The following is a 17,121-nucleotide window of genomic DNA, read 5'->3' as shown; positions in this document are numbered from 1 at the left end:
CCTCCCCCCCCGCGCGGGGGGGGGCGGCCCCCCCGCCCCCCCCCCCCCCCCACCCCACCCCCCCCCCCCCCCGGGGGGGGGGGGCCCCCCCCCCCGCCGGCCCCCCCCCCCCCGCCCTCTGCCATGTGTTGATCCCGGGGCCGGCGCCGGCTCCCCTGGCCCCAAGGCCTGACCGCGGCGGCATCGCGTGCGGTGGTACCGATGTCAGGCGTGGGTGGGTGGCGATCCGTGGGGTGTGCCTGAGGTGGGACAGGTACCCGCACCTGCGCCCGCCACTGGCACCGCCCCCGCCCCGTCCCTGCCGCTGCGCGCGGGTGCGGGAGGCCGCCACCGCGGTCGGCCATCTCGCGTGGGCGCGACCCTGCGCTTCCTGACGGCACCGCCCTCCGCCCCGGCCGCGCCCGCGTCCCGCGTGAGGGTCTCCCCGGCAGCGGCCGCTCCACCACTACCCCAGCCGCTGCGGCTCCCGGACAGCAGGTCCCGGCGGAAGCTGCGATCGCTGCTCACCGGCAGCAGGCCGCACCTACCAGGAGCGCGGGGCGTACGCGGTGACGGCGAAGGCTCCTGCACCCGGTCGGCGGGCCTTCCGGGCGTACGCGGACTGGCTACGGGCGGTCTGGTGGGCGCTGTCGGGCCGGGACCGGATCGCTGTGGACGGCCTGTTGCTGGCCGGCGTGCTGTTCGCGGCCGCATGGCGGGCGGGCGACCTCGGTCTGGTGCAGGCGGACTTCGTTCGGTCGGTTCTGGTCGGCACAGCCGGGCTGGCGACCTTGTACCGGGGCACCGTGTGCCGGCCGCGGCCCGCGGCGCCGACGATCGGGCCACTGGTGGCGCCCTCGGAGGAAGTCCAGCGGCACGCCGCCCGCAAAGCCGGCATCGCGCCCGGCGCCTGACCGGGGAACTGCACGGAAAGGGGGCGGACGGTGATGACGGGCAGGCAGCGCCGGACCGGCGCGAGCGTTCTGGCAGGGACCGGGTTGGCCGCGGCCGCCTGGTGGGCGCTCTGGAACGGCGCCCGCCACGGTCACCGCCGGCGGCCGGACGCCGGGCTGTCTCCGGTGGGGCTGCTGGTGCGGCTCTCGGGTGAGGTCCGGTGGCACGTGGTGCGTGAGGCGGGTTGCTGGCCCGCAGCCCGACCGGGGAGAACTGAGGGGGAGGTGGCGGCGTGGACCTCGGCGGTCTGGGTGATGAATCTGCGGCTGTCGTCTGGATTCAGGGCCTGGGCCTGGAGGTGCTCGTACATGACGCTGTAGTGCTGTACGTCGGATCGTTTCTCCAGGTAGAGGTCGCTGGTGAACCGTTCCAGGTACACCGTCCCGTCGTCCGGGGCGTCCGTGAAGCGCAGGACGGAGAACTGCCCCGAGACGCCGGGATGGGCTCCGGCGCTGTGGGGGAGGACCTGCACGGTGACGTGCGGCTGCGTGCCGAGATGGTTCAGGTACTCCAGCTGTTCACGCATGACGGCGGGGCCGCCGACCGCCCGGTGCAGTGCCGATTCGTCCAGCACCACCCAGAGACGGAAGGACCGGGCCGGGTGGTGGACCCGGTGCTGTCGGCGCAGCCGTACCTCAAGGCGCGCGGCGGCCTGTTCGGCCGTGGCCAGGGGGATCGTTTCCGCGATGACCGCGGCCGCGTAGGCGGGCGTCTGCAGCAGACCGGGGATCACCAGCGGCTCGTAGGAGCAGATCGCGGCGGCCTCGCCCTCCAGGCCGATGTACACGCTGTAGGGGACTTCGCCGCAGGCAACCCACCACCCCCGCCGGCCCGACTCCCTCGCCATCCGCATCAACGACTCGACGGCCTGCAGGTCCGTGACCCCGTACAGGCCGCACAGCTCGCGCACGTCGCGGGGACTGATCGCACGGAGCCCGTTCTCCAACAAGCTGATCTTGGGCTGGGAGACCATCAGCTCCACGGCCACCTGCGCACCCGTCAGGCCACTGGCCAGACGAAGCCGGCGCAGCTCCGCGCCCAGACGGCGCCGTCGGACGGTGGGACTTCCGTTCGCCACCACGGGCGGTGCACCTCCGGATCGGGACCGTCTGCCAGCCAGGGACTGCCACGGCCGGGCACGGCAGGACGCAGCAGCCGTGCAGAAACGATCAACGAGCCTCACAGCCGGGCGTCACCTCACGCAACAAGATCGCCCGGGCTGAACCCGGACAGCCGTAAGGGCCTTCCTCTGCCCGCAGCGTCCGCGAGCACCCCGGCGACCTGCGCACGCCGTCCCCGACGCCCCGGCTCGTCCGCCGGGGTGCTCGGCCGGACTGGTCCCGTGGGTGCGGATGTGGGTCAACGTCTCGGTCGATCTGGTCCGTGCTCCTGGGCCGCGCAGGGCTGGACGAAGGCGCGGGCAACGTCGCCGCGCTCGGCAACCTCCTGGCGGTGGCTGCCCCTCACTCCCCGGGCCTGGTCCGCGACCGCGTGCAGGCCGCGGCCGAGGCCTTCGAACAGGCTGCCCGCGCCCGCGACGCCCGCTCCCTGGAAGGCCGGGCCGTACGGCGTTACAGTAGTGGCTGGTGGGGGTGATGTGGTCGGTGCCGGATACGGCTGCGAGCCGCAAGGCCAGTGAGCGCATGCTCGCCTGGGGGTGTTGCGCGTTCCAGGCACAGACCGCTGGTGGCAGGTCGTCACTGTTGCCCGGCAGTGTGGAGTGGCAGACCGTCCACCCCTCGTCGTAGGTGCCGTCCGGGCGTAGGCCGAGGAGTTCGCGGCGTCGCTGTGGCGAGAGGCCGACCGGGTTACCGGCTCGCCCGATGCAGGTGGAGCACTTGCTGTCCATGATCCGGACCCGGCCAGTCGTTGGATCGAAGACGGAGGGTGCTGGTTCAGCAGTGCCGGCCGTCGAATCCTGACCGGGCTCGGCACGGGGTGCGTGGTTGGCGGGGTCGCCGAAGAAGTCCTTCAGGCTGATCATGCCTTCGTCGTCAGGCATCGCGGGGTTCATCGGCGCCTCCTCGCTTGAACAGGTTCTCAGCCGATCGGGGCGCGGGCGCCGACCGGCTGTGGGTCTGCTTCTGCCGGTTTCGGGCCGAGAACGTCCCAGGCCGCGCGGGCATAGTCCGCCGGTGTGGCTCCCGGGCCGTGGACGGCTGCCATCGCGGTCAGGAGGAGGCTGTATCCGGGATCGGCTGCCAAGTCCGCCGCGTCCTCGAGGAACTCGTAACGGGATGGTGTGGTCAGGGCTTTGATCTGGATGAACGGCTTACGGCCCGCCGTACCGTCGAGGTCGTGCTCCACCAGGCATTCGGCGCGCCCGTCCTCACCGATGGCCAGGATTCTCAGACGGCGGTCGCGGTGGATCATGTCGCGCGCCAAGTCCCGGTACAGCTGCCCCTCGCGCACCGTCCGCTGCTGCTTCACCGCTCCCGCCTCTCATCCGTGCACGCCTGGACACCTTCTGCAGAACCAGGATTCTTGCAGCTTTCGTGCGCCAGGGCACCGGCGCTCAGTACAGCTGTACATGGGTGACCAGAATGTGGGGAGGGGCGCCGTCCGCCACGATGACGTACTCCGCGATACCGAGGGCCCCCTCCTCGCCGAGGGCGAGGCGGCGCTGCTGAGGCCGTGCTCCCGGGGACCATGCCCGCGCTGTCGCTGATGGAGACCATCGCGGCGACGAGCGCACCGAACGCGTCCGGGAGAAGTGCGGGGTCCATCATCAGCTGCGCGACGTCTTCAGCGAGCTCGCAGGGAAGTCCGGCGTCGTACGGATCACTCAACGGGGAGGCCTGCCCCCTGGCGCCGCACAAGGAGTTCGGCGAGCGACACGGTCAAGGTCTTGCCGGCGAGTGCGGCGTCGGCACGCTGATCTGCTTCCGGGTCGGAGTCGAGCATCGCCTCCAGCCACCATCGCCGCAGGACGTTCTCCGCCTTCTCCGGCGCCGCGGCCAGCAGCTCCCGGTAGAACTCCATCCTCCGCTCCCCCGACAGAGCGGCCGCGATGCCCTCGGCATTGCGCGGTACCCGCTCGGGCTCGTGGCGGTGAACTGGTTGTGCGGTCATGGCGCCCCTTCCCTTGGCTCCGAGTCTGCCCTGCCGCTGCCCCCGCAGTCGACCCGCACGCGGAAACAGCTCCTGGACCGGTATGGCGTGGGCGAGAGATAGTCCTCTCCATGAAGACGATGGAGTTGGCGGTCGGAACATCGGTCAGGACGAATTTTGCTGATCCTGGGTTGCCGGAGGGCAGCGTGGGAGAAGTCGTGACTGTGTACGACGACCTGACGGACGGTGTCGATGTCCAGTTCAGCGATGGACGGCTGATCAACGTCGTGGGCAATGCTCTGGACCCGGCTCCTCAGCCCTGTAGTTGACCCGACCCACCGCACGGATGATGCGGCTCCAGACCGATGCCCTCCCCTGCCTGCTCGGCGTTTGTCCAGTCCAGTGGGGCCGCAGCCGATCACAGCGACGGGCAGGCCCCTGGAGAGGCACAGCGCGGTCTCGATGCGATCGACGCGCGGTGCTGTTCGCGGGCCCGGTGGCGACTCGGGCGGGAGACTGCCGGGCGTGGACGTGGAGTCGGTCATAACCTGATGACCGATGCCCGCCAGCGGCTCGACGAGATCGGGAGCCCTCTGGACGGGTGCTTCGTCAAGGCGCTGCGCACTTTTGACGGCCTCGCGAGATTGCAGGTCAGAGGGCTACAGAGTTGAGATCAGCGACCGAAGCGACTGAAGTCCAGACATACGTTCTGCTTTTACAACCGCTTCGCTTACACGTGGGCGGCTTGCTTCGGTCGCTCAGGTCGTGAAGGGCGCGCGAGCTGGGAAAGCGCATGGCTGCGGCTGGATGCGCCCCGTAGGGTCTGCGGCCGCCGGGGCCGCTGGCGCGCCCGACTGGGACTGGCGAGGGCCACCCGCAGCGGCCGAGCCCGCGGTGCCTGCCGGGCCGGGCCCCGCTGGTTCCGGGCATGGATCAGGCCCTGGAGCTGCTCGACTCCGTGACCGAGCCCCGACTGGAGATGATCAGCGCCGACGAGGCACGCGCCTTGGTGGACTTCGCGCTCACCTTCAGCCTCTCGCTCAAAATGTGCAGGTCAGAGGACCAAGGTTTTCGAATCAGCGACCGAAGCGACTGAAGTCCAGACATGGGCTGTGTCTCTTGCAGCCGTTTCGTCTAGACGTCGGCTGCTTGCGCTGGTCGCTCGGAACGTTCGGTCTTCCTGCCCTTGATTCCGGCGGCGAGCGTGGTGGGGTCTACAGCTTCCGCGGGGGCTCCGGATGCGTAGAGGCCATCGGGGACGGCGTCGCGATCGTGCGGGAGCAGCCAGAACACGCGGCGGCGGAAGGTGCCGCTGGAGCGGGAGGGCTTGGCTTGCGGGCCCAGCTGGGCGTATCCGAGAAGGCGGCCATCTCGGTGGTAGGCGGGCTTGCCTCGGCGGGTGGGGAGCCGGTCGAGGGACTGGCGTACGTAGTCGAGTTCGGTGACGTCTTCGAGCCAGACCAGGTCGACCTCGTGTTGGATCTCGTCGTCGGAGATGAGCGAGCTCATGCGTTCTCCTCCTCTGCGAGCAGCCCGATACCGGGGTAGTACTTCTTCGAGTTCGACAAGATCATTTCTTTGGGTGATGCGAGGCCTACCAGCTCGCGGGCCCGTGCCGCGAAGGCGCGGGAGGAGATGGTGGGCGCGCCTTCATTCTGGCACCAGGTGCGGTAGACGTTGTAGAGGCGGGCTTGTTCTGCCCGGTGGTCGGCGTGGAGGGTGCAGCTTTCTTCGAAGAAGCGGCCGGTGTGGTCTTCGGTTTCGGCGTATGCGGTGGTGGCGATGCGGACCGGGGCGGGCCCGGTGAGGTCCTTCTCGCCGGCGAGGTAGCGGCGGGCGCCGTCGATGAGCCAGGCGAGGATGCCGGGGCCTTCTTCGGTGACGAGGATGTCGGCGAGGTTGTCGATCTTGCGGTCGTCGGAGACGACCTTGTCGAAGGGGACCAGGCGCATGCGGCGCCAGAAGGCGAAGCCGCCGGTTCCGACTTCGGGGCGGTGGTTGCCGATGAGCCAGAGCTTGTGGGTGGGGGCGAAGGAGAAGAAGTCCTGCCGCATGCGGCGGGCTTTGATCCGGTCGCCGCCGGTGAGGAGTTTGACGCGGGCTTCGTCGAACTTGTCTCCGGGCTTGACCTCGGAGCAGACGATGACCCGGCGGCCGTGGAGTTCAGCGAGCTCGGTGGGGTGACCGTCGAAGGTGCGGGCCATGAGGAAGCCGGGCGGGGCCGCGTCGGCGTAGTCACCGAGGAGTTTCATCAGGACGTCGAGGAGGACGGACTTGCCGTTCTTGCCGCCGCCGAAGAGGAAAGGCATGACCTGGGCGCCGACGTCTCCGGTGATGGAGTAGCCGAGCATCAGGTGCAGGAAGTCGATCATCTCCCGGCCTTCGGCGTCGCTGCCGAAGGTGTCCTTGAGGAACCGATCCCACCGGGGGGTGGGCTGTTGCTTGGGTCCGGTGGAGGTGGAGCGGGAATGGAAGTCCTTGTCGGGCTGGGGTGCGCGGATGAGTCCGGTGTGCAGGTCGACGATGCCGGCGGGGGTACACAGGACGTACGGGTCGGCGTCGAGGAGTTCGGCGCGCAGGACCATACCGGGGGCCGACTTGGCCTGGGTGAGCATGGCGTTCACTCCCGACGTGCTCAGGGCCCGGCGGCGGTGCTTCTGGAGGGACTGGTTGCTGTGCAGACCGCGGGGGTCTGTTGTCGCGATGGCTTCGGCGAGGTCGCCTGCGGCCCAGACGACGGTGTCGTCCTCGTCGACCTGCCAGCGGGTGGTGTCCCACCGGTACCAGCCCAGGCCGGGGACGTGCCGGTAGTCGCCGGAGTAGAGGCGTACGAACAGCTTGGCGTTGCCGCGGTCGCTGAGGGTGTCGGGCAGCAGCCCGGCGGGAGTCGCGTGGTCGAGGTGGGCCTGCTCGGTGCTTTGGGCAGGCACCGGCCGGGGAGGCTCCTGGGCGAGGATCTGCGCGGCGACTGCTTCGGGGTTGAAGTCGAAGAGGAAGCTGTCCGTCTCGGGCGTGGGTGTCACCGGCGGCCTCCGAGGTGCAGGGGGCGCTGGGCGCCGGCGGTCATGCCGGTCCGGATGATCTGGCTGGACCGCTGTTCCTGCCCGGGGCGAACGACCGCGGCGGTTTCCCGCAGGGCATCCTCGGCGGTGGACTGGGTGAGATGGCCGGCAGCGACGAGCCCTCCCAGGGTGTAGGCGGCCCTGTTCAGCTTTTCCGTGAAACCGGCTCCCTCAGCGACTTGGGCGCATGCGGTGACTTCAGCGAGGAGCGCGGTCAGCAGCCGGGTCGTCTTGTCCTGGCCGCCACCGGCCGCGAGGACGGCCTGCCTAGCCCGGGACGGCACTGGGCGGGGGGCGGGGATGTGCGCTGCGGGAAGGTGTCCGGTCCGCTGGAGTTCATGGGCCAGCCAGGCCGGCAGTGGGGCGGGTTGCCGAACAGATCCCAGCAGCTTGTACGTTCCGGTGGAGATTCTGGTCCCGGGGGCGACGATGTATCCGCCGTGCGCGCGGACGTCGACCTGCCAGGCGAGGGCTCTTTTCCCTGCTCCTGTCGAGCACTGCCAGCGGCGACCGTCGGTGGCCCGGTACCAGACGTGCATGCCTCCGGACGGAGTCCGGACCCGGAGGGTCGACTCGTCGTCGGAGGGCGAGGTCTCCCCGCGGAGTGCCGCGAGTACGGCCAGGGAGTGGAAGCCGGTGCGCAGGCCTCGCAGGTCCACGGCGTCACCGATGGGGATTCCCGGCAGGAGTCGGTCTCGCGGAGGGGGTTCGCTTGCATGTGCGTCGATGTCGATGACCACGAGGTCTGCCGGTCCGCAGGCAACTCCGACCCCCTGCGCGGGGTTGGTGGTCCACCACTGCTCGATGCGGGAGTAGTCCAGGGTCGCGGCGTGGAAGCCGTGGCACCAGCGGCCTGCCTGGAGGCAGGGGCAGTTCGTGTGGGTGTGGCCCGGCTTCGTGCATTCGCGGCAGTTGGCGGACGGTGTTTTCCTGCCGGGGGCGAGGGGCAGGACCGGCCAGCCGTTGCTGGCGCACCAGCGGGCCAGCCGCAGGCCAGCGACTGAGCGCTCAAGGGGTGTCTGCCCTGAGTCGCTGCGAGAAAACCGCAGCTCAGCAGGCATGTGCTTCCCCTCACAGCGACTCAAGCGACTCAACAATGAACACAGACTAGCGAAGTTCGCCAGGAAGCGTGTGCAGCGTGTCGAGCCCACCAGCACCGGCGTGTCGCCCAGCGCCCGGTCGAGACGCCGCTGAGCGACTGAAGAGGCTGACTGAGCGACTCATGTCTTGGGTCGCTTGAGCCGCTTTCTGCAAAACCGCAGGTCAAGGCCACAGAAAGCACTGATCAGCGACTGAAGCGACTGAACTCTCCTATATATGACGCACACGCGCACACAGGAATGTCCTCATATACCTGAAGTTCAGTCGCTTCAGTCGCTGATCCAGCCACGAGACATCTTTGACCTGCACTTTTAGACAGCGCCCCAACTCAGTGACTGAACCTGGACTGAGTCGCTCCCCCGCTGGGCCACGAACCTCTCCAACGAACCCAGGCACTCTTCCAGCCCGCAGCCGCCACACCGCGGGGGCTGCAGAGCTCGGCAAGAACGAAGCAGCCCAGAGGACTTCCCTGCCCCAACGCCGGAGACCTGCGCCGGGACGGAAGAGCCTGCCCCTCGATCCCGGCGGGCAGCCTGGACCCCTGTCAACGTCTCCGATTTCGACGACACCGCCGTCGCCGACGACTATGCGAAGCGACTGGCGGCGCATGCTCGGCGTGACGTCGCGGGCCGGCAGCGCGGGCGGTGCGGAGTACCAGCTCTGGCTGAAAAGCCCCGGCGACTCCCATGGCAACTGCTCGCATTGCCCGGCCGGGGCCCCGTCGGCTGGCGTATTCTCCCAGCAGCTGGCCGAAGGACCCTCAGCAACCCGGAGACCGGCACTGCTTCGATCAGCCAGAACGCGATGTGCGCCGAGCTGGGAGGAAGCAAGCCGACCGTGAACCGTGGCTTCAAGAAGCTGCGCGAGTGCGGGCTTGCCTGGAGCCTCGAGGACGGTCTCTATCAGCTCCACCCGCTGCTGACCGGCGGCGCGGTCTCCTCCCCCGTCATGGAGGTCCCGGAGATCAAGGCTGCCGAACCCGGCCGCTTCACCGAACAGCGTCGGGCCAGGTTCGCTGCTCAGATTGCGGTTGGCTGCTCAGGACAGGAAGGTCGGCTTGCGGGGTGGGGGGACGGCCCGGAGCATCTCCCACAGGGGGCGTGAGCCGGATGCCCATTCTCCGAGGGTGTGGCGGTCGATGACGTGGAGGCGCTGCTGCTTGGCGAAGGCCACGGCCGGGGCGGTGACCCGGCCGTTCGTCACGATCACCGCGATGTCGGCGCCGTGGACCTGGCGGGCCGTGCCGTTGAGGACCTGGAGGTCCGGCGTGCCCACGGCGGACCCGGCAAGTCCGTTGCGCCGGTGCTTGCACTGGTGGATCACCCAGTGTCTGCCCCAGGGGTCGGTGGCCTTCACATCCGCGCCCAGGTCTCCGCCGCCGCCGACGCGCACCGCGTCCTGACAGCCGTCCCGACGCATGAGGTCGCGCACCGCGTCCTCGAACTGGGAGTGGTGCAGGGCGTCCAGCTGGGCCAGCCCGTACCGCAGGCTCTGTGCGTGGACCGCTTCCCACCTCGCCTTCTGCTGCTGCTGGCGGATCCAGGTTCCGCCGGCCAGGACCGCGAGCACACCGATGACAGTCAGCACCCACCAGTGGGCCAACAGCCAGTTGATCAAGGCCACCGCCAAGGCGACAGCCGCGACCCCGGCCACGAGGATCCCGAGCAGCCGGTCCTCCGCGCGCTGTTGTCGCTTGCTCGGCCTGCGCGTACGCCGCCGCGCCACCGGGCGCCTGGTCGTTGCCCGGCCCTTGCGCGCGCGCGGGCTCATCGGCTGGCCTGCGCGACGCCGCTCGCGAGTTGACCCAGGACGTTCAAGATTCCCTGGCCGACAGGGGTGGGAGCGAGCAGGACTCCCAGCGCCAGGACGCTGACCACGGTCATCTTCTCGTCGAAGCGGCTACGGGACTCAGTGCGCCGCCGCAGTCGGATGAATACGATGACTGCGAGCAGCAGCGCCACGTTGATGGTCAGCAACCGTTCAGCCTCCCCCACCGGCCATCACCACGCAGGGTAGGCGGAGCGCTACCTGCAGTCTCCTGTCTAGCGGGCATCGGTGATGCTGGAGGCGGGTTGCCCGGCAATGGCACAAAGACATCGGAACTGGCCGAATACCGCGCAGCCGCGTTACGGCCTGCTCTTCCGGCCTCCGAACTCCCGCTCGGCTGCAAGGCCCCCGGGACATCCTCCAGGCGTCGCGCCGCTCCTGCCCTCGTCATCGCCGACTGCTGCGCCGTATTCCCTGCCGGGCATCAGTGTGCGCGCCAGAGCGCTCCATCGTGGCTGGGGGCCGGGTGCTGGGCCGCCGTCCGATTGTCGACCGCCGTGGTGCGCGTCAGGTTTCGGTGCGGTTGAGGGTGTTTCCGAGGCGGCGGGGTGCGGCTAGGGCGCCGTAGGCGGCGCCGAGGAGAACGGTGAGGGTGAGGACGGCGAGGACGGCGGTCCAGTCCATGACGACGGGGATGTCGGCGGGCCAGTTGCGGGCGGCGGTCAGGCCCCAGCCCGCGGCGATGCCGAGGGCGCCGGCGAGCGCGGCGATGGTGAGGGACTGCCAGACGACGATCTGGCGCAGGGTCCGTGGGGAGAGGCCGATGCGGTGGAGGCGGATGAGGTCGGCTCTGAGTTCGGCGGCGGAGGCGGTCACGGTGATGGCGAGGACGGTGACGACGGCGGCTAGGGCGAGGCCGAGCAGGAGGTACCAGAGGAAGGGAGGGGTGAGCTCGGGGCCGGTTTCGATGCGGACGTCGGCCATGACGACGTCGACCGGTTCGAGGGCGGTGACGAGTTTTTCCTCCAGCCCGGCCGGGGGTGTGGCCGGTGCGGCGATGACCGAGTAGGTGACAGGGGTCGCTCCCAGCGCGCGGGCGGTGGGAGTGGTGAGGTAGGCGGAGGCGCGGGTGAGGGTGGTGGCGTCGACGGGGTCGGACAGGACCGCGCCGGCCGCGTCGCGCCGGGTGTCGGGCTTGTCCTGAGCGGGGCTGGTGGGCCGGGACAGTGTGATGCGGTCGCCGTTGATGTAGTCGGGCGACAGGACCAGGATTCGCCCGGCCTGAAGGGCCTGGCGCTCGCGGGCGGACCAGGTCCGGCCGGTCAGCACGGTGAAGGTCTTCTCGTCGTCGACGACGTGGATCATCTGCTTGCGGTCGGTGAGTTCCCCGCCCGCCTGCCAGGCGACGCTCCACGGCGGGGTCTGGGCCGGTGTGGCCGCGGCGTCCAGGAGGCTCTGGTCGACGGGGTAGGTGCCGCGGACGATCGGCGTGCCGGCGGGGAAGACGGGGGTGAGGGCCGCTTCGACGTGTGCGGGGTCGCTGCCCGAGTAGAGGAGGGCTTCGACTTGGTCGAGGTGGCGGCTGCCGACGTAGGCGGCGCGGCCCTGGGCGGTGACGCTGGAGAGGGTGCCGAGGATGCCGACGGTCAGGGCGAGGGCGACGGAGCCGATCACGATCGCGGAGACGGGGCGGCGGGGGTCCCGGGCGAAGGCGCGCAGGGCGATGCGTGCGCTCAGGGTGCGGTCGGCCATGCGGGCCAGGGCTGCCAGGACGTCGGCGATGCGGGTGAGCGCTGCGGCGGCGAGGGCCGCGATGGCGGTGACGGCCGCGGAGGCGGCCAGCGCCTCCTCGTCCTGGAAGGTGACGGCGCTGGCGAGGGCCAGAGCCGCGAGTCCGCAGAGCGCTGGTGCCCAGAGGCGGGCGCGCCTGCCGGTGCGGGCGACGGCGCGAGTGCGTTCGCGGACCGGCAGGCCCGCAGGGTGACGGGAAGTCAGGACCGCAGCAAGGGCGGCCACGGCGACGGACAGCAGAATCGTCAGCAGGCCGCCGGCCAGGAGCGGGTCGTAGGGGGCGGTGTCCTTGTCCGTGAAACGGGGCAGGAAGGGGCGGGCGGCCGCCGTGAGCAGGCTGGCGGCGAGCCAGCCGGCGGGAACGGCGATCGCGCTGGCCGACACCGATCCGAGAATGGCGGCCTGGCGCACCTGGCGGTCGGGGATGCCGAGTGAGGCGAGGATGGCGAACTCGGAGCGGGTGCGGCGCATGCGCAGAGCGAAGGCGCCTGCGGCGATGACGCCCAGGACGACGATGCCGGGCACCAGGAGCAGGGCGGGTTCGCGTTCGATCATGGTGCGGGAGTCGGCGATGTTCTGCCGGGTCTCGGCCTGCAGGCCCTTCTCGGCGAGGAGCTCGCGTGCGGTGGCCATGGCGGTGGGGTCGCCGGCGATCAGGAGCCCGTAGCCGGAGGGGGAGACGTTGGTGGTGTCGGCCCCGGTCTTGGGCCAGGCGCGGAGCTGGCCGGCGGCGGCGAGGTAGTCGTAGGCGGCGTGGGCCTGCGGGCTTTGGACCAGGCCGACGATCCGGGCGGGTGTCTTGCGCTGCCAGCGGTAGGGCAGGCTGTCGCCCGGTCGCAGGCCGTGGGCGTCGGCCAGGGCCCGGCTGATGGCGATCTCGCCGTGCCGGGCGGGGAATCGGCCCTCCAGCAGCCGGTAGCGGTCCTTCATCAGCGGCGAGGACCAGTCGGTGTCCAGGTAGCGCACCGAGACGGTGCGGTCCTTCGCCCAGACGGGGAAGTCGCTGTTGTCGTCGATCGCGAGGGTCGTGATGCCCGGTGCGCGCCGGGTGAGTTCCTGCGCGAGGGCGGCCGGTGCCTGGGGGTCGGACTGGGTGACGTAGCCGTCGGCGGCGCCCAGAGTGCTGGTGGCGCGCTGTGCGGCGGTAGCGGCTACCGAGGCGAACAGGCCGGCGGCGAGAGTGGCGAGCAGGACGGGCAGGGCTAGCAGCACCAGCAGGCCGGTACGGCGGCTCCCGCGGCCGAGGACGGTGCGCCGGCCGACCAGGTTGAGGTAGCCGGTCTTCATGCGCTGCCGCCCTTCGCGGTGTCGAAGGAGAGCAGGGTGCCGTCGTGCAGTACGGCGATGTGGTCGGCGTGGGAGAGGTTGGCGGGGTTGTGTGTGCTCAGGACGACGGTGACGCCGTCGTCGCGGAGCCGGCCCAGGACGTCCATGATCTCGGCGCCGGTCTTCGAGTCGAGTGACCCGGTGGGCTCGTCGGCCAGGACCAGGGTGCGGTCTCCGACGATGGCCCGGGCGATCGCGGCGCGCTGCTGCTGTCCGCCCGACACCTCGGCCGGGAAGCGGTCCTCCAGTTCCGCCAGGCCAACGCGCGCCATCGCCTCGCGCGCCGCCTTGTCCGCCAGGCCCCGGGCGGTCCCGGTCGCTTCGAGGGGCAGGCGGACGTTCTCGGCGAGGGTCAGGTCGGCCAGGAGGCTGAAGTCCTGGTGCACGAAGCCGATCTCGCGCAGCCGCAGCGCCGACAGCTCGGCGTTCGTGCTGGCGTGGACCTGGTGGCCCAGAACCTCCAGGGTTCCCGCGTCGACCCGCTCCAAGCCGGCGATCAGGTGCAGCAGGGTGCTCTTCCCGGATCCCGATGGCCCCGTCAGCGCGGTCAGCGTGCCGGCCGGCAGGGACAGCGAGACCTCTCTCAGCGCGGACACCGTCTGCTTGCCCATCGGGAACGTCTTGCCCACTCCGGCGGCGGTGACCGCCACGTTGTTGCCCATGCGAAGGGTCGTCCTCTCATACGCGAGGGGCGGCCGGGGAAAACCGGCCGCCCCTCAGTTCACCTCACGCAGACCGTGTTCAGCAGGCGGTCGGGGAACTCAGCTTCTTCGCAGAACTGGCCTCGTCGGAGTCCTGGAAGCTGAAGCTGCGGTTGCTGGTGTAGCTGTGCATGCACACCCGGCGGCCAACGTAGTTGGCGTCCGTCCACCACGCCGAGTCGTTGCTGTAGTTGCTGAAGTACGAGTCGGCGTTGTCGTTGAACCCGTACGAGCTCAGGTGGGTGATGCCGGTGGTGCTGCCGGTCAGGCTGACCTGACCGCCCTTGTAGTCGTCGTCCCGGTAGAGACAGACCCAGCCGCCCGACTCGCATCCGAGCGGGGCGGCGTTCGCCGTCCCCACTCCCCCGATGATCATCGCGGCGGCGAACAGACCGAGCGTCAGTTTCTTACGCGTCACGGAAATTCACTCCTTCTATGGACGAGCAGGGAAGACCCTGCGCGCGATGGGGAAGGAGACGGCAAAACATGCCGAAAGATGCCACAACAGCCGCCCTCCCCCTGGCCGGTTGTCGTACAGCAATCGAACTTAGGTTCTGCTGGACGCAAAGTCGAAGCAATAAAGACCTTCGGCCGGTCTCGATCCCTAGTTGGCCAGAAACGACGCACGGCCTTCCCGGCGCGCTCGAACTGCAGTGCATCGGGCTACGCACGACGCCCCCTGGGGCCTGGGGGACAGCCCTCACATAGCGATGGACATCGAGAGCAAGCCATCCACTCGGCGCGCCCGATGGCGGCCCGGCGCGGGCTCCTTCAGGCGCTACGGGGCGGCTTGCGCTCGCGGTCGCCTTCTTGGCCAGGGCCTGCCCGTACTGCAGCCCCGACAGCATGGTCGGCATGTCACCGGGTAGAACGCCGGTCGGCGATCAGGCATGCACCAGCCGGGGAGCATGGCCGGCCTGAAGGTGCTGCGAGACTGCGCTCGTGAGCACCATGCGCCGCACTCTCGGGCACGGACCGGCGTCCCTCAACGACCAGGAGGTGCGCTCTGTGCGTGGCTGTACCGCCGCCGAGCGGGCTGTCGAGGAGCCTGCCCGGCAACGGCCCGCTATGCGTACGAAGCCCGGCGGGCCTTGACCCCGGACGCTGATCTCCGGACTTGGCCGGACCAGGGCTGTCGTCGGCCACTGGACTGCTACAGCAGCCGGCCGAGTAGCAGGACCCGATCTGAGCGAGATGGGCTATGAGTAGGAACGTGAACATGGCGACTGCGTCGCTGTCCAGAGTCGCGCTGCTTCACTAGCTGCGGCAACCGCATGGGCATCCGCTTCTTCTTGGTCAAGTCCGGCTGCAACGGCCGCCTGGCGGACGGCAGCAACCTTGCGGCGAACATCCGTACAGGCCTGGTTCGCCGCCATGATCTTCATACCGGCCACAAGTCCGGCTCCTGCCGCATCCATGGCTTCGGTCTCGGCCTTCCGTAGAGCGGCCTGCACGCCGCAGCAGCGGCAGCGTCCCGTGTTGTCCAGATCTTCGGCCCAGGTGGAGCAGTCCAGGCACCGAGCAGGCAGTGTCTCGTGGCGTGCGGATGTAGGTACGGAGGCTGTCGGGGCGTTGGAGCTGTCCGTTTTGTGCCGAGGAGCCGCCGGTGGGGGCTGGCAGATCAGGCATCGGCCGCTCTCATTCACCTGGCAGCGGCACTCGGGGCAGACTCCGGCGTCGAGAAGGTCCTGGCGCTGACGCCTTGTCCTCCGCTCAAGGCGTACCGCCAGGCATTCAGGGCACTGCTCCCCCGAATGCCAGCGGATGCCTTCCTCGCAGCGCGGGTCGTGGCAACCCCAGCGCACGGCGGCCACCTTCAGCAACCAGCCCGCAACGTTGCGCATGTCCTGCGGGGAAGTCCGGGCGAACCTCGATTCGAGCCGTGCCCGCAGTCGCTGAGGCTCCACGCCCTCCGCCAGCTGCGACCCGAGCTGGCGTGCGAGTGCCCGTTGCACGTAGACGGAGACGCGCTGAATCAGCCACCTCACGGGCTCCATGACGAATGCCAGCCGGGGGCTGAACGTCAGAGCTGGCCCGCTGTAGGGATCCGGGTGGGTTGTCGGCTGCTTTCGGGAGGGAGATGAGGGCACATCCGCGCGAAGCGCGAGATTTGCGGAAGGGCTGACGGCGGAACTGCTGGTCTGCCTGCCTTTTTGCCCCGCGTCGCGTGCTACTACCTGAGTCTCGCCTACGGCGGATGAGTTCAACCCACCTTCGAGCACGCGTCGGTCAATCTGCGGGTCTTCCTCAGTCGCGAGGGATCCGTCACCGATTTCGTATCCCGATCCGTCACCAACACGGCAAGTGGCGGCGCTTGTATCGCGAGCCTGCGCAGGGGCAGGCTCGGATCCTTGCGACGCGTCGACGCCGCAAGGACGCTCCAGGACTTCGTAGAGGTGCCGGCCCTGGAGCCCTTCCCGTCGGTGGACCCGCAGCCAGCCCAGTGCCTCCAAGGAATCGACGACTGCGGAGGCCGAGCCCGCTCCGATGGCCCGTCCTGCCCGCTTGCCGGAGTGGTGCAACAGAACCTCGCCCAGCTGTGCCAGCGACACGTGCATGCCTCGGGCATCTGCGTACGCAAGGGCTGCCCACGCCCTGAGCTGTCGTGGTTCGAGGAGTTCCGCCGCGATCACGGGTACCCAGACGAAGGGCTCCTGGCGCCGCAGTTGCCGAACGCGTCGCTCAGCCGTTGTCCCCAGTCCGCCGGTCTTGGTCCGGCGCCGCGAGGTCAGTTCGACCACGGCGTCGGTGGGATCGGGGTGGGATAGGGCCCGCAGTCCCCGTTCGACGGTGGAAGGGCTCATCCGCAGGTAGCCGGCGAGCACCGTGACGCCCGCCGTGCACCCTTCGGGTCGCCAGCCCAGGGCTGCGGTCTTGATGTAGACCGACAGGGCGGCGTCGGGGGAGGCCGGTGAGGAGACCAGGCGCCACGGCACCTTGACTCGGCCGCGGCGGCTGAGAATCTCTTCGAGGTCCTTGGGAGTCAGCGCCGTTGTGGGGCGGCGACTGAGTCGGGTGCGGCCAACCGATGCCTGGGCGTTTCGGGTGGAAGTGTATTCGTCTGGGAGGGGCGCTGTGCCGGCAGAAGGCAGTGCGAAACCGTCCCCATGGGCAGGAGTAATGGTGCGCTCCGGGAGCTCGGGGTGGGTTGAAGCAGCAAGGAACTAGCGGACTGGCGCTGTGGGGGCCTGATCCGCGGTGGTCCTTGCATGGAGTTGTGCAATCGAGTGGGCGTCACTTCCTTTGTCTTCGGCCGGTGTTCGGCGTCTGCGGGGATCTAAGGCGGGCTTCTCTGGGTTCAGACCGTGCTGGTGAGCGTTGGGCGGTGGCCCGGGCGAGCCGGCCGCCAATGGGGGAATCCCCCCGCCCCCCCCCAACCCAAACCGCAT

Annotated in this window: 15 protein-coding genes; 4 read left to right on the top strand and 11 right to left on the bottom strand. The window is 69.8% G+C overall.

Annotation, left to right across the window (positions count from 1 at the left end; translation table 11 throughout):
• The first annotated feature begins 650 nt into the window (after positions 1–650).
• Positions 651–893, top strand: a complete 243-nt coding sequence (locus tag ACZ6S8_RS37130) for a hypothetical protein (protein WP_469462501.1) — start codon at positions 651–653, stop codon at positions 891–893.
• Between the two features lie 131 nt (positions 894–1,024).
• Here ACZ6S8_RS37130 and ACZ6S8_RS37125 read toward each other — a convergent pair whose 3' ends face one another.
• From ACZ6S8_RS37125 to ACZ6S8_RS37115, 3 genes are all read right to left on the bottom strand, one after another.
• The gene (locus ACZ6S8_RS37125) at positions 1,025–2,014 is read right to left on the bottom strand and encodes a helix-turn-helix domain-containing protein (protein WP_469462500.1); all 990 of its coding nucleotides are present in this window, start codon (positions 2,012–2,014) and stop codon (positions 1,025–1,027) included.
• Positions 2,015–2,973: 959 nt separating this feature from the next.
• The gene (locus ACZ6S8_RS37120; RefSeq protein ID WP_469462498.1) at positions 2,974–3,363 is read right to left on the bottom strand and encodes a DUF6354 family protein; all 390 of its coding nucleotides are present in this window, start codon (positions 3,361–3,363) and stop codon (positions 2,974–2,976) included.
• A gap of 351 nt (positions 3,364–3,714) precedes the next feature.
• Positions 3,715–4,005 carry a hypothetical protein gene (locus ACZ6S8_RS37115; RefSeq protein ID WP_469462497.1) on the bottom strand — a complete coding sequence of 97 codons (291 nt, stop codon included), beginning with the start codon at positions 4,003–4,005 and terminating at the stop codon, positions 3,715–3,717.
• A 110-nt stretch (positions 4,006–4,115) separates the two neighbouring features.
• Between ACZ6S8_RS37115 and ACZ6S8_RS37110 the strand changes: the two genes are divergently transcribed.
• Both ACZ6S8_RS37110 and ACZ6S8_RS37105 read left to right on the top strand, forming a co-directional pair.
• Positions 4,116–4,313: a hypothetical protein gene (locus tag ACZ6S8_RS37110; RefSeq protein WP_469462495.1), complete on the top strand. Its 198-nt coding sequence runs from the start codon at positions 4,116–4,118 to the stop codon at positions 4,311–4,313.
• A gap of 599 nt (positions 4,314–4,912) precedes the next feature.
• Positions 4,913–5,080 carry a hypothetical protein gene (locus ACZ6S8_RS37105; RefSeq protein ID WP_469462494.1) on the top strand — a complete coding sequence of 56 codons (168 nt, stop codon included), beginning with the start codon at positions 4,913–4,915 and terminating at the stop codon, positions 5,078–5,080.
• Positions 5,081–5,118: 38 nt separating this feature from the next.
• On the opposite strand, the gene ACZ6S8_RS37100 is transcribed toward ACZ6S8_RS37105, so the two are convergent.
• From ACZ6S8_RS37100 to ACZ6S8_RS37065, 8 genes are all read right to left on the bottom strand, one after another.
• Positions 5,119–5,493, bottom strand: coding sequence for a DUF6009 family protein (locus ACZ6S8_RS37100; protein ID WP_469462493.1), 375 nt, complete (start codon positions 5,491–5,493; stop codon positions 5,119–5,121).
• Positions 5,490–7,007: a DNA primase family protein gene (locus ACZ6S8_RS37095; RefSeq protein WP_469462491.1), complete on the bottom strand. Its 1,518-nt coding sequence runs from the start codon at positions 7,005–7,007 to the stop codon at positions 5,490–5,492. Before ACZ6S8_RS37095 ends, ACZ6S8_RS37100 begins: the two co-directional genes overlap by 4 nt.
• On the bottom strand, positions 7,004–8,107 hold the full coding sequence (locus ACZ6S8_RS37090) for a bifunctional DNA primase/polymerase (RefSeq protein WP_469462490.1): 1,104 nt from the start codon (positions 8,105–8,107) through the stop codon (positions 7,004–7,006). The genes ACZ6S8_RS37095 and ACZ6S8_RS37090 overlap by 4 nt, the downstream gene beginning before the upstream one ends.
• A 1,078-nt stretch (positions 8,108–9,185) precedes the next feature.
• Positions 9,186–9,917, bottom strand: coding sequence for a restriction endonuclease (locus ACZ6S8_RS37085; RefSeq protein ID WP_469462488.1), 732 nt, complete (start codon positions 9,915–9,917; stop codon positions 9,186–9,188).
• Entirely contained in the window at positions 9,914–10,123 is a 210-nt protein-coding gene (locus ACZ6S8_RS37080) for a hypothetical protein (protein WP_469462486.1), read from the bottom strand. The genes ACZ6S8_RS37085 and ACZ6S8_RS37080 overlap by 4 nt, the downstream gene beginning before the upstream one ends.
• Before the next feature lie 358 nt (positions 10,124–10,481).
• Positions 10,482–12,992 (bottom strand): FtsX-like permease family protein, encoded by a 2,511-nt coding sequence (locus ACZ6S8_RS37075; protein ID WP_469462485.1) that lies wholly within the window; start codon positions 12,990–12,992, stop codon positions 10,482–10,484.
• The gene (locus ACZ6S8_RS37070; protein WP_469462483.1) at positions 12,989–13,693 is read right to left on the bottom strand and encodes an ABC transporter ATP-binding protein; all 705 of its coding nucleotides are present in this window, start codon (positions 13,691–13,693) and stop codon (positions 12,989–12,991) included. The genes ACZ6S8_RS37075 and ACZ6S8_RS37070 overlap by 4 nt, the downstream gene beginning before the upstream one ends.
• Before the next feature lie 79 nt (positions 13,694–13,772).
• Complete coding sequence (locus ACZ6S8_RS37065) at positions 13,773–14,150, bottom strand: peptidase inhibitor family I36 protein (RefSeq protein ID WP_469462481.1); 378 nt, start codon at positions 14,148–14,150, stop codon at positions 13,773–13,775.
• An 856-nt stretch (positions 14,151–15,006) separates the two neighbouring features.
• Between ACZ6S8_RS37065 and ACZ6S8_RS37060 the strand changes: the two genes are divergently transcribed.
• Positions 15,007–15,174 carry a hypothetical protein gene (locus tag ACZ6S8_RS37060; RefSeq protein ID WP_469462479.1) on the top strand — a complete coding sequence of 56 codons (168 nt, stop codon included), beginning with the start codon at positions 15,007–15,009 and terminating at the stop codon, positions 15,172–15,174.
• Positions 15,175–17,121 lie beyond the last annotated feature (1,947 nt).

Source organism: Streptomyces sp. NPDC048461 (assembly GCF_055587105.1).
This window is presented reverse-complemented; position numbering and strand designations above follow the sequence as displayed.

What these genes read in the sequence shown, in the direction of transcription:
- ACZ6S8_RS37115 (WP_469462497.1), bottom strand. Translation starts at nt 4,005, where the DNA reads ATGACCGCACAACCAGTTCACCGCCACGAGCCCGAGCGGGTACCGCGC.
- ACZ6S8_RS37110 (WP_469462495.1), top strand. Translation starts at nt 4,116, where the DNA reads ATGAAGACGATGGAGTTGGCGGTCGGAACATCGGTCAGGACGAATTTT.
- ACZ6S8_RS37105 (WP_469462494.1), top strand. Translation starts at nt 4,913, where the DNA reads ATGGATCAGGCCCTGGAGCTGCTCGACTCCGTGACCGAGCCCCGACTG.
- ACZ6S8_RS37100 (WP_469462493.1), bottom strand. Translation starts at nt 5,493, where the DNA reads ATGAGCTCGCTCATCTCCGACGACGAGATCCAACACGAGGTCGACCTG.
- ACZ6S8_RS37090 (WP_469462490.1), bottom strand. Translation starts at nt 8,107, where the DNA reads ATGCCTGCTGAGCTGCGGTTTTCTCGCAGCGACTCAGGGCAGACACCC.
- ACZ6S8_RS37085 (WP_469462488.1), bottom strand. Translation starts at nt 9,917, where the DNA reads ATGAGCCCGCGCGCGCGCAAGGGCCGGGCAACGACCAGGCGCCCGGTG.
- ACZ6S8_RS37075 (WP_469462485.1), bottom strand. Translation starts at nt 12,992, where the DNA reads ATGAAGACCGGCTACCTCAACCTGGTCGGCCGGCGCACCGTCCTCGGC.
- ACZ6S8_RS37070 (WP_469462483.1), bottom strand. Translation starts at nt 13,693, where the DNA reads ATGGGCAACAACGTGGCGGTCACCGCCGCCGGAGTGGGCAAGACGTTC.
- ACZ6S8_RS37060 (WP_469462479.1), top strand. Translation starts at nt 15,007, where the DNA reads ATGGGCATCCGCTTCTTCTTGGTCAAGTCCGGCTGCAACGGCCGCCTG.